Origin of the sequence: Halobacteriovorax marinus SJ, from assembly GCF_000210915.2 — a bacterium.
Classification (GTDB): domain Bacteria; phylum Bdellovibrionota; class Bacteriovoracia; order Bacteriovoracales; family Bacteriovoracaceae; genus Halobacteriovorax; species Halobacteriovorax marinus.
The window spans coordinates 703,509-725,255 of the sequence record NC_016620.1 but is presented as its reverse complement, the minus strand read 5'-3'; the positions used below and the strand labels follow the sequence as shown (position 1 = coordinate 725,255).

Annotated in this window: 21 protein-coding genes; 7 read left to right on the top strand and 14 right to left on the bottom strand. The window is 37.7% G+C overall.

The window, feature by feature from the left end; translation table 11 throughout:
• Nucleotides 1-117 precede the first annotated feature (117 nt).
• The gene (locus tag BMS_RS03445; RefSeq protein WP_014243397.1) at nt 118-1,101 is read left to right on the top strand and encodes a DHH family phosphoesterase; all 984 of its coding nucleotides are present in this window, start codon (nt 118-120) and stop codon (nt 1,099-1,101) included.
• On the opposite strand, the gene BMS_RS03440 is transcribed toward BMS_RS03445, so the two are convergent.
• The gene (locus BMS_RS03440; protein ID WP_044557245.1) at nt 1,098-1,559 is read right to left on the bottom strand and encodes a hypothetical protein; all 462 of its coding nucleotides are present in this window, start codon (nt 1,557-1,559) and stop codon (nt 1,098-1,100) included. The two genes, BMS_RS03445 and BMS_RS03440, sit on opposite strands and share 4 nt — an antisense overlap.
• Before the next feature lie 381 nt (nt 1,560-1,940).
• Here BMS_RS03440 and BMS_RS03435 point away from each other — a divergent pair, with 381 nt between their 5' ends.
• Nucleotides 1,941-2,594: a hypothetical protein gene (locus BMS_RS03435; protein ID WP_014243395.1), complete on the top strand. Its 654-nt coding sequence runs from the start codon at nt 1,941-1,943 to the stop codon at nt 2,592-2,594.
• Between the two features lie 35 nt (nt 2,595-2,629).
• Here BMS_RS03435 and BMS_RS17720 read toward each other — a convergent pair whose 3' ends face one another.
• From BMS_RS17720 to BMS_RS03410, 5 genes are read right to left on the bottom strand one after another with little or no spacing between them, the layout of a single operon-like run.
• Nucleotides 2,630-4,222, bottom strand: a complete 1,593-nt coding sequence (locus BMS_RS17720; RefSeq protein ID WP_014243394.1) for a hypothetical protein — start codon at nt 4,220-4,222, stop codon at nt 2,630-2,632.
• Between the two features lie 9 nt (nt 4,223-4,231).
• On the bottom strand, nt 4,232-5,503 hold the full coding sequence (locus tag BMS_RS03425; protein WP_014243393.1) for a TRAP transporter large permease: 1,272 nt from the start codon (nt 5,501-5,503) through the stop codon (nt 4,232-4,234).
• Nucleotides 5,497-5,991 carry a TRAP transporter small permease gene (locus tag BMS_RS03420; RefSeq protein ID WP_014243392.1) on the bottom strand — a complete coding sequence of 165 codons (495 nt, stop codon included), beginning with the start codon at nt 5,989-5,991 and terminating at the stop codon, nt 5,497-5,499. Before BMS_RS03420 ends, BMS_RS03425 begins: the two co-directional genes overlap by 7 nt.
• On the bottom strand, nt 5,991-6,956 hold the full coding sequence (locus tag BMS_RS03415; RefSeq protein WP_044557242.1) for a TRAP transporter substrate-binding protein: 966 nt from the start codon (nt 6,954-6,956) through the stop codon (nt 5,991-5,993). Before BMS_RS03415 ends, BMS_RS03420 begins: the two co-directional genes overlap by 1 nt.
• 16 nt (nt 6,957-6,972) lie before the next feature.
• Nucleotides 6,973-7,848, bottom strand: a complete 876-nt coding sequence (locus BMS_RS03410) for a TRAP transporter TatT component family protein (protein ID WP_044557241.1) — start codon at nt 7,846-7,848, stop codon at nt 6,973-6,975.
• Nucleotides 7,849-8,313: 465 nt separating this feature from the next.
• Between BMS_RS03410 and BMS_RS03405 the strand changes: the two genes are divergently transcribed.
• A complete protein-coding gene (locus BMS_RS03405; RefSeq protein ID WP_044557240.1) occupies nt 8,314-8,523 on the top strand; it encodes a hypothetical protein in 210 nt (69 codons plus the stop codon).
• Nucleotides 8,524-8,535: 12 nt separating this feature from the next.
• Here BMS_RS03405 and BMS_RS03400 read toward each other — a convergent pair whose 3' ends face one another.
• From BMS_RS03400 to BMS_RS03385, 4 genes are read right to left on the bottom strand one after another with little or no spacing between them, the layout of a single operon-like run.
• The gene (locus BMS_RS03400; RefSeq protein WP_014243388.1) at nt 8,536-9,009 is read right to left on the bottom strand and encodes a hypothetical protein; all 474 of its coding nucleotides are present in this window, start codon (nt 9,007-9,009) and stop codon (nt 8,536-8,538) included.
• Nucleotides 9,002-9,382 carry a DUF167 domain-containing protein gene (locus tag BMS_RS16675; protein ID WP_052590569.1) on the bottom strand — a complete coding sequence of 127 codons (381 nt, stop codon included), beginning with the start codon at nt 9,380-9,382 and terminating at the stop codon, nt 9,002-9,004. Before BMS_RS16675 ends, BMS_RS03400 begins: the two co-directional genes overlap by 8 nt.
• Nucleotides 9,372-10,019: a Maf family protein gene (locus tag BMS_RS03390; RefSeq protein WP_014243386.1), complete on the bottom strand. Its 648-nt coding sequence runs from the start codon at nt 10,017-10,019 to the stop codon at nt 9,372-9,374. Before BMS_RS03390 ends, BMS_RS16675 begins: the two co-directional genes overlap by 11 nt.
• On the bottom strand, nt 10,006-11,412 hold the full coding sequence (locus BMS_RS03385) for a hypothetical protein (RefSeq protein ID WP_014243385.1): 1,407 nt from the start codon (nt 11,410-11,412) through the stop codon (nt 10,006-10,008). The genes BMS_RS03390 and BMS_RS03385 overlap by 14 nt, the downstream gene beginning before the upstream one ends.
• Before the next feature lie 179 nt (nt 11,413-11,591).
• On the opposite strand from BMS_RS03385, the gene ileS reads away from it, so the two are divergent.
• From ileS to BMS_RS03370, 3 genes are all read left to right on the top strand, one after another.
• Nucleotides 11,592-14,723, top strand: a complete 3,132-nt coding sequence (ileS, locus tag BMS_RS03380; RefSeq protein ID WP_014243384.1) for an isoleucine--tRNA ligase — start codon at nt 11,592-11,594, stop codon at nt 14,721-14,723.
• Between the two features lie 141 nt (nt 14,724-14,864).
• A complete protein-coding gene (locus tag BMS_RS03375) occupies nt 14,865-15,368 on the top strand; it encodes a hypothetical protein (RefSeq protein WP_014243383.1) in 504 nt (167 codons plus the stop codon).
• 41 nt (nt 15,369-15,409) lie between these two features.
• The gene (locus BMS_RS03370; protein ID WP_044557239.1) at nt 15,410-16,249 is read left to right on the top strand and encodes a hypothetical protein; all 840 of its coding nucleotides are present in this window, start codon (nt 15,410-15,412) and stop codon (nt 16,247-16,249) included.
• A 35-nt stretch (nt 16,250-16,284) separates the two neighbouring features.
• Here BMS_RS03370 and rpsU read toward each other — a convergent pair whose 3' ends face one another.
• Entirely contained in the window at nt 16,285-16,515 is a 231-nt protein-coding gene (rpsU, locus tag BMS_RS03365; protein WP_014243381.1) for a 30S ribosomal protein S21, read from the bottom strand.
• 140 nt (nt 16,516-16,655) lie between these two features.
• On the opposite strand from rpsU, the gene BMS_RS03360 reads away from it, so the two are divergent.
• Nucleotides 16,656-17,954: a replication-associated recombination protein A gene (locus BMS_RS03360; protein WP_014243380.1), complete on the top strand. Its 1,299-nt coding sequence runs from the start codon at nt 16,656-16,658 to the stop codon at nt 17,952-17,954.
• On the opposite strand, the gene BMS_RS03355 is transcribed toward BMS_RS03360, so the two are convergent.
• Genes BMS_RS03355 through BMS_RS03345 form a run of 3 tightly spaced genes read right to left on the bottom strand, consistent with a single transcriptional unit; the run spans nt 17,955 to nt 21,742 of the window.
• Complete coding sequence (locus BMS_RS03355) at nt 17,955-18,611, bottom strand: hypothetical protein (protein WP_014243379.1); 657 nt, start codon at nt 18,609-18,611, stop codon at nt 17,955-17,957. It abuts the gene before it with no gap.
• The gene (locus tag BMS_RS03350) at nt 18,608-20,413 is read right to left on the bottom strand and encodes a M3 family oligoendopeptidase (protein WP_014243378.1); all 1,806 of its coding nucleotides are present in this window, start codon (nt 20,411-20,413) and stop codon (nt 18,608-18,610) included. Before BMS_RS03350 ends, BMS_RS03355 begins: the two co-directional genes overlap by 4 nt.
• A 9-nt stretch (nt 20,414-20,422) precedes the next feature.
• Nucleotides 20,423-21,742 (bottom strand): lipase family protein, encoded by a 1,320-nt coding sequence (locus BMS_RS03345; protein WP_044557238.1) that lies wholly within the window; start codon nt 21,740-21,742, stop codon nt 20,423-20,425.
• Nucleotides 21,743-21,747 lie beyond the last annotated feature (5 nt).

Here is a 21,747-nt window from a genome sequence, read left to right as displayed (position 1 = left end):
TTAATATTATTAATCCTAGCAAAATAAATGGAGAAAGTTAAAGACTAACTCCCTCAAATAGTTAGAAATTGGTCATTTTCTTCAAGAATTTTCACTGACTTACCGATATAATATCGTATGAATAAATTATTCCAAGAACACATAAAAAATGCAGAAACAATTGTCATTACGACTCACGTCTTTCCTGATGCCGATGGTATTGGAAGCCAGATTGCGCTCTGTATGGCCCTTCAACAATTGGGCAAAAAAGCGATTTGTGTAAACGAGAAGAAATTATTCGAAAGATATAAGTATCTAGATCCACAAAATGTGATTATTTCCTATGAAGAGTATATGGAAAAACCATTTGAGGAAATTGACCTCTTCATTGTGACAGACACAAATAGTTTGCCAAGAATTGGAAAAAATACTCAAGAGCTTGTTCTCAATTCAAAAGATCTACTCTTTATCGACCACCATCCATGTCCAAGAGAGCTTGCGGCAATTCACTGTATCGATACAACGATGGCGGCCACTGGAGAGCTGGTAGGAAATTTGATTACAGGTCTAGGTGTTGAGTTCACTAAAGATATGTCATTGGCGCTCTACACAGCCATCTTGATAGATACCTCTAGTTTCCGCTACCCTACTGTATCTGGTGATACACATCGATTAATTGCAAAATTAATGGATGCAGGAGTTAAACCACCAGAAGCCTTCAATCAAATTAATGGGACTAAGAAGATTGGCTATATGAGACTGATCGGTGAAGTCTTAAGCTCTGCCCAGACCAATGAGAGCGAAGAAGTTGCGTGGATATGTTTAAATGAAGAAATGATTGAAAAACATCAGTCAGATCCAGAAGATACCCATGGATTTATAAATCATCTCCTTATTCTAGATAATATAAAAGTTGCATGTATGTTTCGACAAAATGGAACAAGTATTAAATTAAGTATGAGATCAGCTTGTACTAGCGTTGATGTTGGAATAATGGCACAGGCCCTAGGCGGTGGTGGACATAATCATTCTGCAGCAACTGTTCTAGAGGGAAAAATGGATGAAGTTGTGAAGTCATCAATTGCAAAAATTCAAAGGATGATTGATAAGTCTAAGGATTAGTCCTTACCTAGAATTTCAGATAGAGCAGCTCTCTCTTTATCATTCCAGCCAAAGCCTCCTGAATTTAAAAGACCCTTTAACTTTTGGTGAACATTGGTATCGCTTGGATCATTCTTTTGAACATCAGAATTCACTAAGACATTCTTCTCGCCTTTCACTTCGCTCTTTTCACTCTTTGCGGCTTCTATAGTACTCGTTGATGTTCGAATATTAGCAACTGCTGCATTGTCTTCAGACATGAAGGTACTGACCTGCTTTCCAGAAAGGTTTTCAACTTTCTTCTTATTTGCACCTGTCTTACTTGCTACTCTTGCCTTTATTTCCTCTGGAGACAAATTTTCTCTAGGTGGTCGATAGGATTTCTTGACTTTACTTGGACCAGTTTTACGTGCACCTTTTCTTGAGGTGTTTTCAACTGATGATGGCAATGTTTCGTTAAAAGCAGTAAAGACTTTCATGCCCCTATTGTAGCGAATAAACACAGATATTTCGCCGTGGAAACTCTTTCACTCTTTCTTTGTTGGCACTTCTAAAACAAGACCTGTCATTTTTTCTTGGCATTAGAATAATGCAGAAATAGTCGTCATCAATCTCTCTAAAGTCCCATTATTAATAGAGTTTAGAAGTTTTTCCTACATATTTACTCAAGTTCTTCAATAGCTCTCCGAAATAGTAATTGACCAAAATAATCAATTTGATAATCTTGGTCTTCATAAAGTGAGAAGAGAAAATTCTAAATAAAGACTTTAGTTGTACGTCAGTTCCCCTAGTCCGTAATTTGTTGGCCCTTATTTAGATATCAATAGAAACGACGTTTCTAAAAAAATGAGAGAAAATTTATGAAATCAATGGAACTGGCGAAGAGATCGAAACTTGTATTCATGTCTTTACTACTATCAATTTCCCTTTTTGCAACTTCATGTGGAAGTGGTAAAGATGGATCAAACCTAGAAATTCCAGGTGTAACAGGACCTGTAGTTTCTCTACAACAAGATGATGTACTCATCACAATGGTATTTGATAACCTCCAACTTCAAGGTGGACTTAGATATGCCATTCCGAAGTATCCGAACTCTTATATTGAGATCTCACCAGATTTACAGTCTAACGGAACATTAATGGCCGTTTCAATTTCATTAGATGATGTATTCAATGGAAACTTATCTAAACTTGATCCACAATCACTTCCAGGTGGTAGAGCACTTCCAGGTGTTGCAAGTGGACGTCTTCCTGCAGTGGCCTTCAGTATTGAGAAGTTCCACAATATGGGTGTTTATTTAGGTCCAGATGTTTTTGGTATCTTCATCCCAGTGAAAGGTTTAAATCTACAGAATTCTATTATCACTGCTAGATTCTATGCTGGTGGAGATAGAGTTGGTAACTTATCACTAATCGGTGAAGACCAAGATGGTGAGAATGGTGGTTTCTTATTAATGCTTGATATGAAAGGATCAGTTAAGAAAAGACTTAAGAAGCAAGCGAAACGCTACTAATATAATTTCCTAGGGGGAGCGCTCGCTCCCCTTTTTTATTTCTTTTGATGAAAGTCTAAAATATTAATTTGCCATTTATACTTCGTACTTTCATTATTAACTATTTCTGCATATACCGGTTCAGTCTTTGCATCGATATCATTTAGAAGCCAAAACTTATCACCAACAATTGAAACAATATTATATAGACCTTGGTGTAAATTATTTTCTATAAGATACTTTAAGAAAATCAAGCGCATTGGCTCAGTTCTCTGCCCTAGCCCATCATACTTCTTCATATCTGAGAGAGCTTCTCTTGTTTGATAGTCTTTAAGCGGCTCTTTTAAGGCCTCCACCATTTGCTCAGAGAAGCTAAAGTCTGTTTTCATAACGGCCATATTAACAGGAGACGTACTTAACTTTTGCTCACTTAATTTTTTAACTGCCTGTTCAAAAGCTGAGACCTTAATAACAACTGGCTTTGGTAGCTCAACTGGCTTAGGCGCAGGCTTTGGCTTTGCGACAACAACAGGCTTAGGTTTTGGCTTTGGTTTAGGTTTTGGCTTAACTATTATTATTGGAGCTGGCTTTGGCTCCGGCTTAGGCTCAGGCTTCTTCTCAACAAAGAGAAAATCTCCAAGTCCCCTATCGTCAAACTCTTTTAGGGCTCCTGGCAAGAAGAGATCTCCTTGAACATAGCGAGAATTACTCGCTTCAAGTTGTCTTGATACCAGTGAGAAAATAATTTCAAGATCTGGATAAACTCTCTCTTTAGTAGAGAAGAGTGATGCATATCGCTTTAAGCAACTCAATCCATGTCCACCAGTATTAATGACATTGGCAGCATTTGATTCATAGAGAAGTTCAATAACTTTAGGAATCTGACTTAATCCATAGACGTCATCATTTTCAGAGCAGAGCTTTATCATTAAGTCTCTATCATCTTTGCAGATACTAGCGATAGAGCTATGAGTTTTTTCTAATGTAAAATTCTTTGTTTCTAAGCCCTTTGAGATAAGACGATCATAAGTTCTCGTCTTTGCCACTCCTCTTGGAGTTAGGTTTTTAAAATTCTCTAACCAAGTTTCTCGCTCTGAACTATTGAGCTTACTCATCTCACCAGGGTTCCAGTCTTTTAGGTAGCGAGTCTTCGCCCTCTTTACAAACTTTTTCATCTCTAGGGACTTAGGACGACATTGCCCTAGAGTATCTTTCCAGTTAATAGAACATAATTTCTCATTACCATCAATTTCATACATAAGAGCATGACTCTCTTTCATACTCTCAAATAAGTAACTAATCGTAATAAGCCTATATAAGTAGCGAATGTACTCAATATTCTCATTTAGATAGAAATCTGGACAATTCGACTTTACTGGAAAATCGACTTTCCACATCTTACTTAAATTAAAGACTTCTTCCTCGATAAGCTTGGGTAAGTAGTCTTCATAGTAGCGATCATCTTCAAACTTTATTTTTCCCGTAGAGCTATTAAAAGAATAGTCCGGAGAATATGGCCCATAGTATTGAGGCAGAGGTTGCTCACCTAGGAACGTTTCATTGTAGTAATTATTGGCATATAAACTCTCTGCACTAGTATTAAATACCAGAGAGAGAGTTATAAAGAATGGAATAAACTTATTAAACATAAATTAAATCTACTTCCCTTCCCCTAGGAGCATCAAACTTAAGTCTGGAACATAAGTTATAATTGCTAGGGCAACTAAGAGTAATAGTAAGAAAGGGAACGAGGCCCTATAGAGCTCTGTCACAGGTTTCTTAAACCTAAACGATGAAATAAATAAATTAATTCCAACAGGAGGAGTGATATAACCAATCTCCAAGTTAGTTAAAAAGATTATTGCAAGGTGAACTGGGTGAACACCAAATTCCTCAGCAATTGGAACAATTAGTGGAACAACAACAATGATCGCACTGAAGATATCCATTAAAGATCCAACAATTAAGAGGAAGATATTTAAGAATAATAAGAATGAGTACTTATTCGTTAAGAACTCTCTCATGAAGTCTAAAATCTGCATTGGAATTTCTTCATCTACGAGATAATTTGTTAACCCTAGGGCACAACAAAGAATAAGTAGAATACCACCAACGAGACTCATACTATCAGCAGTTACTCTTGGAATATCTTTTACGATATGAAGATCTCTATAAACAAAACATTCAATAATAAGAATATAAAAAGCTGTAATGGCAGCTGCTTCAGTGGCAGTAGTGAAACCACCATAGATTCCAACCAGTACACCAACAGGAAGAATCGCTTCAAAGAAACACCCTTTAAATGCATCAATGAATTCTTTTAAATCGAAGCTCTTTCTCTCTGATGACATCTTCCCATTTTTAATTGACCAAAGAGAGAGAATAACAATCAATAAAATTCCAGGAATGATACCTGCAATAAAAAGCTGATCAATATCGACCTTAGCAACAAGTCCATAGAGAATAATTGGAAGTGATGGTGGGAAGAGAAGACCTAATGAGCCAGATGTCGTAATAAGACCTAAGCTAAACTTCTCTGTATAACCTTCGTTCTTTAATATTGGAAAGAGCAGACCACCAAGAGCAATAATGGTCACACCACTTGCTCCTGTAAATGCTGTAAAGAAAGCACAAATGACCAAACTCACTATGGCCACACCACCCGGTAGCCAACCTAGAGCGGCCTCTGCAAACCGAAGTAATCTCTGAGGAGATTTAGACTCCGCCATGATATAACCGGCAAAAGTGAAAAGCGGAATGGTTAGAAGTGTTGGAGCAGATGCGAGTCTATAAATTTCGACGGCAACAGCTGAGGTATCTACACCTGAAAAACTAAAAGCAACCAATGCGGCGAGGGCCATAATTATAAATAGTGGCACACCCATTACCGCTAAGAGAATGATTCCTATAAAAGAGAAAATTTCTAACATGCTTTTCTCCCTGTAAATGAATTCACAAATAAGTAAAAGAATCTATAGGCCAAGAGAGCAAATCCAAATGGGATAATCCCAACGAGATACCCACTTTCAATTCCCCAAAAGACTGGCTTCCCATACTTAAGCTCAACTAAGAGAAAATTATAAGAAGCGTAAATAAGCCATGCCAGAGTTAAGAAAGATGCCAATGAGATCACTCTTCTTATCCAATGGTAGAGATGTTCACTATGAATTGACTCTAGATACTTACCAAGAATATCTATACCAATATGTGTTCCTCTACCTGTAGCGAGAACTCCACCCAAGAAAGTACTTAGAAAAACTAAATGTCGTACCAAGGGTTCGATCCAATGAAGTGTTATATTGAACCATCTTAGGACAATGGCCATCACACTAAATGATAACATCGACAATACGCAAACGAGCAGCGTCCACGTAGACAATTTTTCAATTAATTGATCTAGAGCTCTCAATACTTTCATTACAAATTACTCTCTAATTTCTTCAATGCTTCTGCTGAAAATAGATTACCTTTTAATTTACCGATAACTTCTTTTCTAAGTCCCTTACCTCTTTCAATATCTTCTTTTGAAAACTTAAGGAACTCGATACCTTGAGACTTTAGCGCGGCAAGTGCATCGCTATTATCTTTTTCATTCCCAGCGTTAACTTCACTTACGTACTTAGCTGCAATCTCTTCTACTGTTTTTCTATGCTCAGGCTTTACTTTAGCCCATGCCTTATCTGAAAGTAAGAATGCACCAACAGAGAAAGAAATTGGAAGATCAATTACGTATTTTACTTTTGTATTCCACTGTAGCGAAATGATTCCTAGAGGTGGAGCATACGCCGCTTGAATAATTCCTGTAGATAATGAAGAGAGAACATCTGGAAGAGGAAGTGGAACTGATACGAACTTCATTGTTTCAATCATCGTCGATACAAGCTTGTCTCCTTCCCAAGACCAAATCTTTACTCCCATCATATTCTTAAGAGAGTCTGTTTTCTCTTGAGAGACGAAGTAAACATTACCAATTTCAAAGAAACCTAAATTTTTAAATTCGTTCTTTGCAAATTTCTCATTAAAGAAAGGCTCCATTTTCTTTACTATACCTAGGGCCTTCTTTCTGTCGTGGTAAAATGTAAATGGAAGTTCAATTACTCTTACATCACCATTGATATCACCTAGAGTCTTTCCTGTGAAAATTCCTCCGTGTAATTGCCCTACTCTAATCTTTCTAAGAACATCTGGTTCGTCACCTTGTGAACCACCAAAGTAGAATTTAATTTTTACTTTTTTATTCGTTTTTTCTCTAATCTCTTTTGCCATTTTCTTCAAACTATTGGCCCAATTCGTTCCCTCAGGAGCTAGAACTCCGACTTTTAAAGTCACACCAAATGCACTCGTGCAAAATAATAAAGTCAATGTCGCTAAAATCTTTTTCATAACTCTCACCTACTTTTTAAAATAATTCTTCTTCATATTTCTTAATAATTTCATAACGCTTGATTGCCAATGACTGATATAGTCTCAGTCTTGGCTCAGAGAAGTCTCTCTCCATTTTTCTAGAAGGACTTCCCATTAACTCTTTATAGTGCTTGCGAAGAGCCGTCTCCATAAAGAACTTCTGAGTTTTATAATCATCTTCCTCAACCATAGGGATGATATAATATTGCATAAATGCCACTCTTGCTAACCAGTTATTTGGTTGTTCAGCAATTAATTTTAAGAATATTTCCTTACCCTTTTCTGGATTTCCACCTAACATCCTTGGACGAGATGCCTCATAAGTGGCGTAGAAAATCTGACATGCGCCAAAGTTAATACTTGGTTCATTACTACAAACCCAATCGAACATTCCCTTAACTATTGGCAAGTTTGCAACTAGGGCCATATCTGTTTTTTGAAGATTGATCATCCCTCCGAGAGCTTGAGCTGCGAAGATAACACCCTCATAGTGAAGCATTTTTTTTGAAAGATGATTATCGAGAACTTGAACGACTCCACCCTCTTGATTCTGTGACTTAACTAGAGTGTCCCAAGAGATTCCTTCTGACTCTAAAAACTTAACTCCGTAAGAGAATGCTTTTGCATAATTATAGATCGCCTGATCTTTTTCATGACTCTGTAATTCGTCCTTAAAATAATCCTCTAGGTATAAACTCTCATTCACCGCAAAGGCATAACCTGTGTAACCCTTAATAGCAGTCACTAAAAGCTCAGTATCTTCTGGTTTTAAGTGAAGTAGGCCATCGATTAGGGTTAAGTTTGCTAAAGTCCCATTTTTGAAATTATCCCAATTTCCCTGAGTTTCCAGTCCTCTCGTTGCTTCATACATGAGGCTTCCTGTAGTTCCTACAGCAATTTTTTGTACGGATCCACAGCTAGTTAGCAGCGCAAGTGTAAAAAGTGACAACAGTTTGAGAAATAGATGAACTTTAGTCATAGAACGTCTTCCTTTTTGACAAAAATAAGTGAATTACCCCTCTAGATTGCCCTAGATTTCAAGTATTTACAACTCAACGCGCAAGCGGTCATATCTTCCACTTGCAAGAGGTGTATTTTTTGGCAAAATGTGTTAAAATATTTAAATATTTACTCGAGGAATCGAGTTAAGTTTAAACAATTTTTGACCGATATGGTTCAAGATATAGCAATTATAGGCTAAAGGAATCGCCGTTGTTAAAAAACTTAAGAAACGGGCTTTGTGCCGACCTGAGATCACCAATTAAGTAACTTGACTTCTTATAAGTGTGATCTGAAGGTGAACAAAATTCAGACACATAAAATAAGGAGAAGTTGCATGAGCAATTCTAACGAAACCATTCACATTACAGATTCAGCTCAGAAGCTAGAGTCAAAGAGTATTAACAAAGCAAATAAGAGATCTGCTGCTCCAAGCATTAGCTTAAAGCCATCAAGATCTTTTGGTAGAGTTAAGAGTCTAAGACCTAGAACTGCTGTTGGAATTAGAAAGAACACTTTATCAATTGAGGAATTCCAAGGAAAGTAGAGTTGACTACAACTACTCTCTCTTTGTTTTCCTCTTTTTGTCGAAGCTTTCCTGTAAGCTTTTAATCGCCTGCTCTCTCTGAGCATCTAGATCTTTTACGCTTTTTTCAAATGACCATGTTAAGAACCTTTTCCTCGCGAGGAAGAGATTATTGATATAGGTAGACTGAAGGGCCTTTAGCTCTCTAAAGCAAAGACTTCTCTCTTGGTCACTTAGCTTATTCCCACCTCCATCTTTTGGAGAACTGGCCACAAGAATTAACGAGGAGAACTCTCCGTTACAAACCTTTCTCTTGTGGTCGAAGAAATTATCTAAATCCGCCTTGAGTTCCTCTAGCGTTCCTATAAATTCATTAGGCGAAATATCCTTGATCTTGGCAATTTTCCCATGAATCTCATTAGTATATTCGAACGAAGACTTCTTCGCCTGAGCAAAGAGGTTATTAGATGATAATAAGAATGTGAGTAGTACTAATATTTTAATCATTATTCAAAAATAAGTTTATCTTTTTAAAATAGTAATCGAAGTCTTTACGATCTGTAAAAGTGAATTGAAAAGAAAATCTCTTAAAGCGCGATTTAGATCCTCTACTAAGTGAGACAGAGGATTTTGTAATGGAGAGCTGTGCTGCCAGATACTTAATAAAGGCCTTATTCGCTTGTCCATCAATTGGCCTCTCTTTGATGTAGATAATGATCTCCCCTTCATCACCTACAATACTCTTTTCAACTTTCGCTCCAGGCTTCGCCCAGATATTTAATTCAAAAGATAGATAAGAATCTGAACACTCAATCTTATAGGCCTGCACTTTACAGGATTGAAATAACTCCTCTAGATTAGAAACTTCACTAGTGCTCAAAGAGCTCTCTCCACTCTCCATTAGTTGAGTTAGCATGACCTAAGAAGTCTTTAAACTCTCTCAAGAAATCTGAAATTGGAAAGCCAACAACATTGGAGTATGAGCCTTCAACTTTTGAGATAAAGCATAGGCTACGCCCTTGAATTCCATAGGCACCGGCCTTATCAAGTGACTCTCCACTCTCAAGATAGATATCTAATATATCGCGATCAATTTTTTCAAAAGTCACCTGACTTGTGGCCGAAAAAATTCTCTCATGAACTTCTCCACTATCATCTATGTAACTCAAGTAAACACCAGTGACAACACTATGCTTCTTTCCCTCTAACTCTAAGAGCATTCGTTTAGCATCACTTACATCTTTTGGCTTTCCATAGATCTTATCTTCATAAGTAACGATTGTATCAGAGGCGATAATAAAGGGGTTCTCCTCGCCGCGTTTTCTTAGAACACCTAGAATATCTCTTCCCTTTAGAGCAGCTAAATCAGTAGCAACTTCAGTTGGAATAGTTTTTTCAGTAATCTCTTCCACCCCAGACCCAACGATCTCAAAAGGAATATTAAGCCATCCAAGAAGTTCTTTTCTTCTAGGGCTTGAGCTTGCGAGTATTAATTTCATTTTCTTATTTAATTTCATTTATAATCTTCCAGAATTTCTTTTTAGTAGAATTGAGAACTTCTCTCTCACTATCTATATTTAAATTAATATTTTCTCCTCTCATATATTCAACGAGAGCTAAGTTAAAGAACTTAGATGAGTAAACCATATCGTTACTTATTCCGCCAGTTGCTTTCATTTTTTCTCTAAGTCTCTCTGAGGCCAAGAGATTAGATGTCTCCATTCTTCTTGAGTATTCTTTCAAGAATTCAAAGCGCAACCTTAAATCACTTTTAGGATTTTCAAAACTTCCCCACTGACGGTAACCATAGTCATGCGCTAACTTCTTTGCATTACCTGAAATTTTAAAGAACTGACTATACTCTTTTAGCAGCAACTCCCTCGCTACATAAATAGTGGGTATCCTCTTTGTTACAAGCTCTCCCATTTGAAAAAGTCGATTGTCTCCATTTTCTGAAAACTCTCTTCCCTTCTCTCCTATCTCATACCAAGTTCCCTCTGCAATCTCAGGCGTAGACTTATTCTCAAACCCTCTAAAGTAAAAGTTCGCACTTCGCTCTGGTACATCACCAGCAAGACCTAATTGCGAAAAGCTTCGTCTTTTTAAGTAGCCTTTATTTCCAATAAGAGAAATAAATTCAACATTAAGGGACTGTCCCGAAATTGATCCATTGGGAGTGACTAGAAATGAGAAAGTCTCTCTCTTTGGAAGATTCTTATTATTTTCTTCGATTAACTTATTAAGTCTCTTATATTGATTTAATGTACTTTGACTTTCTTCAAGAGAAGAAATGAGATCATCTTCTTTGAAAGAATTACTCTCACTTGTTGGAAGAGCATCGTAGAACTTCATCGGCAAGAAGAGACCATCAGTTTCACGGTCGTTATTCTCAACAAATTTATTCTGCTCTCTACTCAACCAGAGAATATTTCCCGAGTTGATTCTGGCGTGGATGAAATTTGTTTTCTCACCAATATTAAATTCTTTAAATGTGACGGACGAGTACGGAGATAATCTCACCATTGTTCCATCGACTAAAAAGACCCAAGCATAACTATCTTCATCGGTGTGTATTTCATCACCCTCTAAGACCGTAGATCTAAATTGCCCATTGTAGAATCCAATTCCTCTGTAGAAACGGCACTTGCCAACACAATGAAGAACCTTGCCAACGATCTCGCGCTGACTCTTCTCTCTTACAGTCTTCTCCCACTCGGGCCACTTATCTCTTAGCTTTACATCGCGAAGCCATAAGTCGTAATCCAAGAAGTCTATTGGATCTAGCTTCTCCCACTCAACCAGACTCTTATTCATTCCCTTATAGTAGTAATTCTTTTGATACTTCTTTGAGTCGGCAAAAGACACTTTGGCTAGGGCAGCTGAAAAAAGTAGTATTAATAGTATTCTCATAGCTAAGGTATCGGAATTTCGAGACTTTAATTCAACAAACTCACCCTAAGGGTAGGATTTCGGCAAATATTGACCAATCTGAACGCGGAGCAAGAATAAGCTATTAATTTCATGTAGAATTTGGTAATCTTTGGCCCTTTAAAACCACTAATTTCGAAATTAAAATCTGGAGTTTTTCCGTGTCAGAGACAGAGAATTCAAATCAAGAGAGTTTTTCATTCGTTGAGAATGAACACAATATTTTAGCTTTTTGGAAAGAGAATGATATTTTCAAAAAGTCCCTAGAAAATACTCGCGATAAGAAACCATATATTTTCTATGACGGACCTCCATTTGCAACAGGTCTACCTCACCACGGTCACCTCTTGGCCTCTACTCTTAAAGATATTGTTCCAAGATATTGGACAATGAAGGGTCGCTACGTTGAGAGAAGATTTGGTTGGGATTGCCACGGTCTTCCAGTTGAGCATGAGATTGATAAGAAACTTGGAATGTCTGCTCAAGATGCCGTTGAAAAACTTGGCGTTAAGGCCTACAACGACGAATGCCGTGGGATTGTACAGCGCTATACCAATGAGTGGGAAAAGACTGTTTCTAGAATTGGCCGTTGGGTTGATTTTGAAAATGACTATAAAACAATGGACCCAACTTTCATGGAATCATGTTGGTGGGTATTCAAGCAACTTTGGGAAAAGGACTTAGTCTATCAAGGTACTAAGGTCGTTCCTTTCTCAACTGCCCTCGGTACAGTGCTCTCAAACTTTGAAGCATCGTCTAACTACCAAGACGTTCAAGACCCAGCGATCACAGCTCTTTTTAAAGTTGATGGCAAAGAAGACACTTTCTTCGCAGCTTGGACAACAACACCTTGGACACTTCCTTCAAACCTCTGCCTATGTGTTGGTCCAGAGATTGATTATGTAAAAGTGAAGGACGAAGATAAGAATATTTTCATCTACCTTGGTAAGGCTCGCCTTGAGCACTACTCAAAGAAGAGAAACTTAACGGTAGTAGAAGAAATGAAAGGCTCTGCCCTTAAAGGTATGACCTACGAACCACTCTTTGACTTCTTTAAAGAGTTCAAAGAAGAAGGTGCGTTTCAAATTCTAAATGACGACTACGTAACAACTGAAGACGGTACAGGTATTGTTCATACTGCTCCGGCGTTTGGTGAAGACGATAATAGAATTATGAAAGAAGCCGGGATCGAAGCTATCGTTTGCCCTGTTGATGACGCTGGAAAGTTTAAGGCGACAGTAGCTCCTTATAGTGGAGTTCATGTAAAAGAAGCCGATAAACAAATCATTAAAGATTTAAAAGATAGTGGAAAACTCTACGAGCAATCAGTTCTCGTGCATAGTTACCCATTTTGTCCAAGGTCAAACACTCCTCTAATCTACAAGTCTATCCCATCTTGGTATATCAAAGTAGAAGAGAATGTAAGCAAACTTCTTGAATCTAACTCTCAGATTAACTGGGTACCGGGACATATTAAGGCCGGAAGATTTGGTAAGTGGCTTGAAGGAGCAAGAGACTGGGCCGTATCTAGAAATAGAGTGTGGGGAACTCCACTACCTATTTGGAAGAACGATGTAACAGATAAGTGTATTTGCGTTGGTTCAATTGAAGAGCTTAAAGAACTCTCTGGAGTTGAATTAGAAGATCTTCACCGTGAACATGCAGATGCTGTGACATTTACAATCCAAGGTGAAGAAGGAACATATAAGAGAATCACAGAAGTTTTTGACTGCTGGTTTGAGTCTGGTTCAATGCCATACGCACAACTTCACTACCCATTTGAGAATAAAGAAGTTTTTGATCAAGGTTACCCTGCTGAGTTTATCGCGGAAGGACTCGATCAAACGAGAGGTTGGTTCTATACCCTCACAGTGCTTTCAACTTCTCTCTTTCAAAAGCCTGCATTTAAAAACGTTATCGTAAACGGTCTTGTAATGGCCGAAGACGGTAAGAAAATGTCTAAGAGTTTAAGAAACTTCACTCCACCTGATAGTTTGATGGAAGAGTACGGAGCAGATGCCCTAAGACTCTATCTAATCAACTCAGGTCTTGTGCGCGGAGAAGAGCAGCGATTTGCAGACTCAGGTGTAAAGGACATGGTAAGACGTGCCCTTCTTCCTTGGTTTAATGCATTTAAATTCTTCCAGACATATGCTGAAGTAGACGGTTGGAATGTGTCAGAGCACTATAATGAAGGCGACAATATTGTCGATCAGTGGGTTGTTTCTAAGCTTCAAACAATGAAGAGAAATATTGCTAAAGAGATGGAGGCTTATAAATTATATAACGTCGTTCCTGCCCTCTTTAACTTTATTGAAGATTTAACAAATTGGTATATTCGCCTCAACAGATCACGCTTCTGGGGAGAAGGGCTCAATGAAGATAAGTGTGCAGCGTACTCTACTCTTCACTATGTCCTCACTGAAGTTTCTAAGTGTATGGCGCCATTCGCTCCATTCCTATCTGAATTTACTTATGCAGAACTAAAGAAATTCAATGCAAATGAGACGATGGAGTCTGTTCATCTTTGTGACTACCCTGTTGCAAAAGAAGAGAAGATTAAGCCAATGCTTGAAGATGCTGTCGATAGAATGCAACAGCTTATTCTCCTAGGAAGACAAAAGAGAAACCAAGTTCAAATTAAAGTTAAGACTCCACTTGCGAGCTTAACAATCATTCATAAAGACCAAGAGCTCTTGGATGAAATAGCAAAACTTGAAACTTATATTCAAACTGAGTTGAATATTAAAGAGATCAAATACTCTACTCACGAAGATGAATTTATCAATCTCTTTGCAAAACCAAACTTCAAAGTTCTTGGTAAGAAGCTAGGAAAGAGAATGGGACAAGTTGGAAAACTTATTCAGGCCCTAAGCGCTCAAGAGCTAGCAAAGTTTGAAGAGGATGGAAGTATTACTTTAGACGGTGAGAAACTTATTTCTGAAGATATCGATATCTTTAGAGAGGCCAAGGAAGGAACTCAGGCCCTATCAAATAGATTTATCTCTATTGATATGGATGTAGTTCTTACTGATGATCTTCTTGAGGAAGGTCTTGCTAGAGAAGTTGTAAATAGAATTCAGAGACAAAGAAAAGATTCAGGACTCAATATTGACGATAGAATTAATATCGAATTCAGTGCAAGTGATAAGCTTAAGGCCGCTATAGAGAAGCATACTGAGTATATTTCAGGTGAAACTCTTGCCAATTCTCTATCATCTAAAGATTCAATTGAAGGGACAGAATATGAGATTGAAGGTGAAAACCTCAATCTGTCCATAATTAGAGCATAAATAAATAATCAGGAGGGAACTCTTTCCCTCCTAATTTTCGATACTTGAGCATTTTTTTTGAAATTTAAACTAAAATTGAGTGAGAAGCTGCCGAATAGATATACACTATTGTCTATACGAGGATAAATCCTGGAGAAAATTATGGCCTGCTCGCAACCTTTTAAGGGACAAATTAAACTTGTCACTGGAAATCAAAGAAAAACCCTTTTAAACTTTGATCTCCCAGAAAAAGAAGCCTCCTTTAGCGATTTCCTCATGTGTTCCCATTCAAAATTAAAACTCACCAAAGAAGAAAAAAGAGAACTCAGCTTAGACCATAGAAAAATCATTCAACAATACCTTTCACTTGATTCAAAAACCCTACTCGAATATGTAGATGAATTTGTAAGTGCACTTCCCGACTCTAAGAAGTGGATTAAGGTAACAACACAAGATTTTGGTAGTTATATTTGTTTAGCGGCTATCTCAATGGGAAAGATACCAAAAGATTTAAGGGTATCATTTGAACTTCTCGATACACCTACAGAGTTAATTCCTAAGAAGCTCAATAAGAATTTACAGAGAAAGAATATCTCTGTGAACTTCACTTATAGCGAAGACTCTTGGGTAACTCCATTTAAGTCACTCTATAAGACTGCCGCTTAGTTCACTTTGACAAAGGCCTATATTGCACCGACAATTAATTGATGACTTCAATTAAGGCAGCTTTATTTCTAGTAATTCTTCTACTCTCCTATCCATCAATGGGTCAGTACTCTTTCTATGCAATAAAGAAATCAGATATTAGGATGAGCAACGAGAGTTTTAGACGATACGCTAAACCTCAAATCAGAAGTATTATCAACGAATACTTTCATGTTCTAAAGAAAGTATCCCCCGAGTCAGCTCCTATAATTTCTCTTAGAAGAAATTTAAGACAACTTTACTTAGAGTCCGCCGAGCTCACTAAAGAATGTGACCCAAGAGATACGACTCCCAAAGAGAATTGTGTCACCCAAATAAATGACTTCTCAAGAAAACTTAAACTCTATGAGTCAGAGCTCTACTCGCAAATTGAAGACTTTAAGATTCTACCAAAGAGAATTAATGACTCTCTGATCTACAAAAATTTGATGGATGAGTTAGTACTTTCTAATTCAAAAGTTAATTCTCATTTTGATGAATTTAAAATGCTTAGGGCCACAGACTTTCAAAGATACTCTTCAAGTCCTTCCCAAATAGAAGGTCTTCTCTATAACTCGCTAGAGCTATTAGATTTAAAAATTAATATTCTCATTCCATTTAAGTATAGAGTTGAATTCGATAATGTTTGGTCTGCTTATATTAAAGTTTTAGAACAAAGAGTTCTCACTCCTAGCGATAAAGAATATCTTCTCGCTCATCTTGAAAGACTCAATATCGATTGGAATAGCTTTCATAAGAATATGACCAAGGGTAATTACGACATCCCTCTGCCTAAAGTGAAAGTCACAAATATTATGCACAACCGCTGGAATTCAATTTTAAAATTAATTTTAAGAAGGTAAAAAAAAGGCCCTCTTTCGAGGGCCTCATATTTCAACTAGATTTTAGATGTTCTTCTCATCTTGCTTGCAGATTTGTTTCTACGTTTCTCTGCTGCTTCAAGCTTTTCGATTCTACGAATTGAAGGCTTCTTGAATTCTTTTCTCTTTCTGTACTCACGTACAACACCAAAAGATTCGCAAAGTCTCTTGAATTTTCTTAGAGAACGTTCTGCACCAAGTTTGTCATCAATTGAAATATAAATTGAGTAGTTCTTGTCTTTTGCCATTTGAAAATCACCCCCTCTTCGGCTTGATATTACCTTCTTCTGAAGGCCTTGGACCCAAATCAGGGTCTAGCTTTTATAAGATGCATAAGTTAGGATGCAACCGTTACAAAGTCAATAGTTTTCCATAGTTGGGTAAATAAATGAATGAAAATAATAAGCAAAACTCTCAATCTGACCTATTTTCAACAACTTCTAGCGCCACAAATGACGCACATAGAGATACTACTCATGGGCCTCTCCCTTTTAGGGCCAGACCAGAGAGTTTCGAAAACTACTTTGGCCAAGAGCATATCTTCACTCGTTATAAGTTCTTAAAAGAGAAGAATTTTCCAAGTCTCATTCTTTGGGGGCCTCCAGGAACAGGTAAAACAACCTTGGCCCATATCCTCGCCGCAAATAGTGAGTGCGAATTATATAATTTCAACGCAGTCTTAGGTGGAGTAAATGAGCTAAAGAAACTCATTACGACAGCTCTGCAAACTAAAGCTGACTTTGGAAGAGAGGCCATTATTTTTGTGGATGAAATTCACCGCTTCAATAAGGCCCAACAAGATGCCCTCCTTCCCTATGTTGAACAAGGAAGCTTTAAGTTTATTGGGGCCACAACTGAGAATCCAAGAAGCTCTGTTAATAAGGCGCTCCTTTCAAGAGTTCAAATTATTGAGCTTAAAAAACTTAGTGAAGAAAATCTTGTACACATCATTGAAAATGTTTCTAAGAAGTTTGATATTAAAATCACTACAGAGGCGATTCAATTTATTGGTGACTACTCTAACGGTGACGCAAGAAATGCATTGAATATTTTAGAGGTCATTGAAAAGAGCTTAGCTTCCAAGGGAGAAGAGCTAGGTCTTGAGACGATTAGACCACTGGTTCTAGAAAACGCGAGAGAGTACGATAGAAATAAAGATCGGCACTACGATGTTATCTCTGCATTCATAAAAAGTATGAGAGGCAGTGACCCTAACTCCGCCATTCTTTGGCTCGCTGTCATGCTTGATGGCGGCGAAGACCCTGTCTTTATAGCCAGACGACTTGTCATTTTTGCTTCAGAAGATATTGGCAATGCAGACCCGACAGCACTGAGTGTTGCCACGGCTTGCTTACATGCTGTTGCCCAGATAGGAATGCCAGAAGCGAGAATAAACCTAGCGCAAGCAACAACCTACTTGGCCTCAACAGTGAAGAGTAATGCAGCTTACAATGCTATTAATGCGGCCCTTGCTTATGTTGAAAGTAATCAGACAATTCAAGTTCCAGATCATTTAAAAAACTTTCCACCTAAAGATACTCCAAAGTATAAATATCCACATAGCTATCCTCACCACTTTGTTAAGCAAGATTATTCTCCAGAACAAACGCCTGAGTTCTATTTCCCAACAGAGATTGGTGTGGAAAAGAATATAAAAGAGAGATTAAAGAAGCTGTGGCAGAGTTAACTATAAAGCGTTAACTCTCCATGCAGCACTTGATTGCAGTGTTCTTAGAACAAGATTAAGACCATTATGAGAAGAGATATCTCTCTTTGGTATAAGTGAGACTAGCTCATCTAAGTATTCTGTACTAGCGGGAAGTTCTTTTAATAATTTTTCAATCATCTGCGCGGCTTGCGCAAACGCCCTAGAACTATCAGCTCCAGTACTTCCGGCCATTTGATAACTTGGAAGAATCACCTCTAAGTCTTTAACTAATTTATTCATTAAAGATGCAGAACTTGAGTGATCAGGAGAGACACCTAGAGATTTTGCCCAGTCACTTAGAGACTCTAATCCTGCTGCGTAAACGAAGAAAGGCTCCACTCTATCAAAGTCATATCCCCAACTCACTCTCTTAACTTTTACTCCATAACAAACAACATCGCGGGCCTCTGCAGTTAAAGAATGAACTTCGACCTCGTGAAGAGCACTAAGTTCATACTGCTTACTTCCTTCAATGCATCTAAAGTCACAAGTGAATTTATACATCTTCGGGTAGTTTGTTTGACTAGGAAAATCAATATATCTCTTAGAAGATGGAATCGCTTCACACTGAGCTTCTAAGAGCTCTGCGTGAGTGATTCCCATTGAGACAATAAATGCGAGAACGAATTTTATCACTTAATAAGACCTTCGAAAGTATCAATTTGTTCGTTAACAATCTTCAAACTATCATTCCAAAAATCGCACTTAGTTATATCTAACCCTAAGTGTTTTTGTACTAAGTCTTCGGCCTTCATTCTTCCAGTGTCTCTTAACAGAGCGATGTAAGCATCATTAAATTTATCACCAAGCTTCTCTCTCTGCGCTAGAACTCCTAAACTAAAGAGCGAACCAAAGAGGTATGGATAATTATAGAAACCAAGCTCTGCAATTGAGAAGTGAAGTTTTGAGGCCCAGAACATTTCATCGTACTCACTTAATGAGTCTCCGTACCACTTCTCCCATGCGTCTCTCATTAGAGTTTTCATCTGAGCAGGCGTAAGAGTTTGCTCTTTTCTCATTTCAACTAATGACTTCTCAAAATCAAAGCGAGCAGGAATATTACAGATCATCGCCCCAGCTGTCTCAGCATTTTGCCAAGCAATCTCTAACTTCTCCTCTTCACTCTCAAGAGTTTCAAAGAGGTATTCACGCACGAGCGTTTCTGCAAAAATAGAAGCTGTTTCAGCTAGAGTCATTGAATAGTAAGTTTCATCAAGAGGTAAATCTCTCATAACCCAGTTGTGATAAGCGTGACCAATCTCGTGAGCAAGAGTAATGAGATCTCCCATTGAACCTGAGTATGTAATAAAGACTCTTGGCTCTCTCACACTAGCAAAACCTGTGCAATATGCACCCGGCTTTCTAAACTCTGTCGGTCTAGCATCGATCCAATTCTTCTCATACATCATTTGAGCAAAGGCTCCCATGTCTGGACTTAATCTATTGAAAGCCTTTTCAATTGTATCAATGGCGTCTTTAAAAGAAATCTTAGCACTCTCTTTACTTGGAGCTGGTGCAAGAAGATCCCAAGGACCAAGCTGATCCTTTCCAAATTTCTTGGCCATCAACTTTACGGCCCTTTGACCGATCCCTCTAGACTCATAAGTTGAATTTATAAGAGCATCTAATGTTTCTCTAGTAATTCTTGATTGAGAACAAGAAATATCTAGGTAGTGAAGTTCTTTCTTTTCAGAACGAACACTCGCCTCTTCAAGTCTCCATCCATTAATAGCATTTAAAATAGCGCAAACACTTTCTTCGTGAACCTTCCAAGCCTCCTGAACTCCTCTCCAAGCTGCTTCTCTAAGCTTAGCATCAGATCCTCTTGTCATAGAGGCCGCCATTGCATAATTTACTTTCTCTCCATTCACATCACAGACAAGTCTTCCACAAAGATCATTATATAATTTTCCCCATGCCATTAAGCCGTCTGTAGACAATCCATTAATTAGAGACTCTCTCTTGGCATCAAGTGTATGGTCTTTAAATTCTCTACTTAATGAAATTTGAAATCTCTTCGCCTCAAGCTCTGGCGTAAAGAACTCTTCTAAAGTTTCATCTGTAACGACTGTGAGATAAACTGACAAAGGAGAATATACTTTTGATCTCTCGGCCATAATCTTAGCAACTTTAGAGCGTAAAGACTTTGCAACTTCATTTGAAGAGTCGACACTCAAAGTTGAATGAATAAATGTACTCACTGTTCTAAGAGAAACTGTTAATTCCATATTAACTTTTGTCATCTCTCTAGCAATAGAGACTAACTCTTTACTCTCTTGCTCTCTAGCATCTAGTGCTCTTGAGAGGATCTCAGAGTTTTCTCTTTGAGTATTAATTAATTGCTGGGCCTTTTCTAAATCACTACCAATTTTAGTGTCTTCGATAGACTTATAGATATTTGTATTATCCCACGTTGTTGTATCTTGAATGATCTCCATTCTACTCTCCTAATAATCTCCCAGAGACATAAGCTTTAAATCAATTGTCGTCTGGTTTCCAGGTGCAATTTTAAAGTCCACACTTCTCTCGATATGGAAAATTGTTGGCCCCTCTATTTTTATATTCACGATATGTTCTTTTAAATTTTCTTTATCCAATTTACCTGCATAGTAAAACTCGTAGACTCGAGAGTTCTTCTTTTCCTTCACATCATCCAGAAAGAAACTCTTTCCAATAACCTTATTGGCCTTAAATGATTTAGCATCAAAATTAAATTTAAACTCAGGCTCTCTACCAGAGAAATTAATTGAGTTCTTAGTGACTTCCAATTTTAACTTAACCACAAAACTTCTTGCCTGCTCAGTGACCTCTGGAGCTGGCTTTTCTAAAAAGTGATTTAAATAGAAATTTATCGCTGGATGATCACACTCAGAAAGAATTCGACATTCCACAGGAATCTTAACCACTCCAGGCACAAAGAGCACTGGAATATGAGCAGCATTTACAGCAATAGTCTTAGCATTATTAAAGAACTTCGTTTCTTTGGCAGGAATCTTATCTCCAAATCCAGGATAGTACTTTTTATGGTTCTTTAAGTAATAGAAATTCATGGTCGCTGATGAAACAGGAACAGTTGTATCGTCCTGTAAATTACCAGCAGAACTAGAGAGCGATGGAAGCCTATGAACAACCCCCACAATATTCAAAATATTTAATGAGTGAAGGAAGTTAAGAAAGGGCTTTTCCTTTCCCATGAGAAGCGACTGCATTTTATCAATCATCGCACTTGGAAAATACATATCTTCCAACTCTTTCTTTCCAAGGGACATGATCTGTCTAAGCCTTCTTGAGAGAAGAGGTATAGTCGTGATCTCTGTTCCACCATATGGTGTCGCTGCAGAAATATATGTTTTCATAAATCTCTTAATTAGAGAGAAGTCTGTGAACTCACTATCACCTTTATAACTATGATAAAGCCAGTTCATTGTGACGAGTCCACCTTGAGAGTGTGCCAAGATAGAGAAATGATCTCCCTCTTCCAACTCTCTTCCTTTAAAATATTCGCGAAAAAAGACTGAGAAGCTCTTAGCAAAGTCAACGGTCGTTAAATCATCATTTCCAGTTTGATATTCAAAGCTCTCTAGAAAGAATTGAGTCTCCCTTGAGTTCTCATTTAAAAGACCATTTAAAACAATATTGGCAGCCCCAAAGGCCTTATCAGAATCGCCGATTCCGTGAATCATAAAGATATGATGTTTAGAAGCAAGAGTTGAGCACGATAAAAAGAGTGCTATAACTGAGATTATAAGCTTATTGGTTCTTTTCATAATGC

Coding starts and splice junctions, on each gene's coding strand:
- BMS_RS03445 (WP_014243397.1), top strand. CDS start 118: ATGAATAAATTATTCCAAGAACACATAAAAAATGCAGAAACAATTGTC.
- BMS_RS03440 (WP_044557245.1), bottom strand. CDS start 1,559: ATGAAAGTCTTTACTGCTTTTAACGAAACATTGCCATCATCAGTTGAA.
- BMS_RS03435 (WP_014243395.1), top strand. CDS start 1,941: ATGAAATCAATGGAACTGGCGAAGAGATCGAAACTTGTATTCATGTCT.
- BMS_RS17720 (WP_014243394.1), bottom strand. CDS start 4,222: ATGTTTAATAAGTTTATTCCATTCTTTATAACTCTCTCTCTGGTATTT.
- BMS_RS03425 (WP_014243393.1), bottom strand. CDS start 5,503: ATGTTAGAAATTTTCTCTTTTATAGGAATCATTCTCTTAGCGGTAATG.
- BMS_RS03420 (WP_014243392.1), bottom strand. CDS start 5,991: ATGAAAGTATTGAGAGCTCTAGATCAATTAATTGAAAAATTGTCTACG.
- BMS_RS03415 (WP_044557242.1), bottom strand. CDS start 6,956: ATGAAAAAGATTTTAGCGACATTGACTTTATTATTTTGCACGAGTGCA.
- BMS_RS03410 (WP_044557241.1), bottom strand. CDS start 7,848: ATGTATGAAGCAACGAGAGGACTGGAAACTCAGGGAAATTGGGATAAT.
- BMS_RS03405 (WP_044557240.1), top strand. CDS start 8,314: ATGAGCAATTCTAACGAAACCATTCACATTACAGATTCAGCTCAGAAG.
- BMS_RS03400 (WP_014243388.1), bottom strand. CDS start 9,009: ATGATTAAAATATTAGTACTACTCACATTCTTATTATCATCTAATAAC.
- BMS_RS03390 (WP_014243386.1), bottom strand. CDS start 10,019: ATGAAATTAAATAAGAAAATGAAATTAATACTCGCAAGCTCAAGCCCT.
- BMS_RS03385 (WP_014243385.1), bottom strand. CDS start 11,412: ATGAGAATACTATTAATACTACTTTTTTCAGCTGCCCTAGCCAAAGTG.
- BMS_RS03375 (WP_014243383.1), top strand. CDS start 14,865: ATGGCCTGCTCGCAACCTTTTAAGGGACAAATTAAACTTGTCACTGGA.
- BMS_RS03370 (WP_044557239.1), top strand. CDS start 15,410: ATGACTTCAATTAAGGCAGCTTTATTTCTAGTAATTCTTCTACTCTCC.
- rpsU (WP_014243381.1), bottom strand. CDS start 16,515: ATGGCAAAAGACAAGAACTACTCAATTTATATTTCAATTGATGACAAA.
- BMS_RS03360 (WP_014243380.1), top strand. CDS start 16,656: ATGAATGAAAATAATAAGCAAAACTCTCAATCTGACCTATTTTCAACA.
- BMS_RS03350 (WP_014243378.1), bottom strand. CDS start 20,413: ATGGAGATCATTCAAGATACAACAACGTGGGATAATACAAATATCTAT.
- BMS_RS03345 (WP_044557238.1), bottom strand. CDS start 21,742: ATGAAAAGAACCAATAAGCTTATAATCTCAGTTATAGCACTCTTTTTA.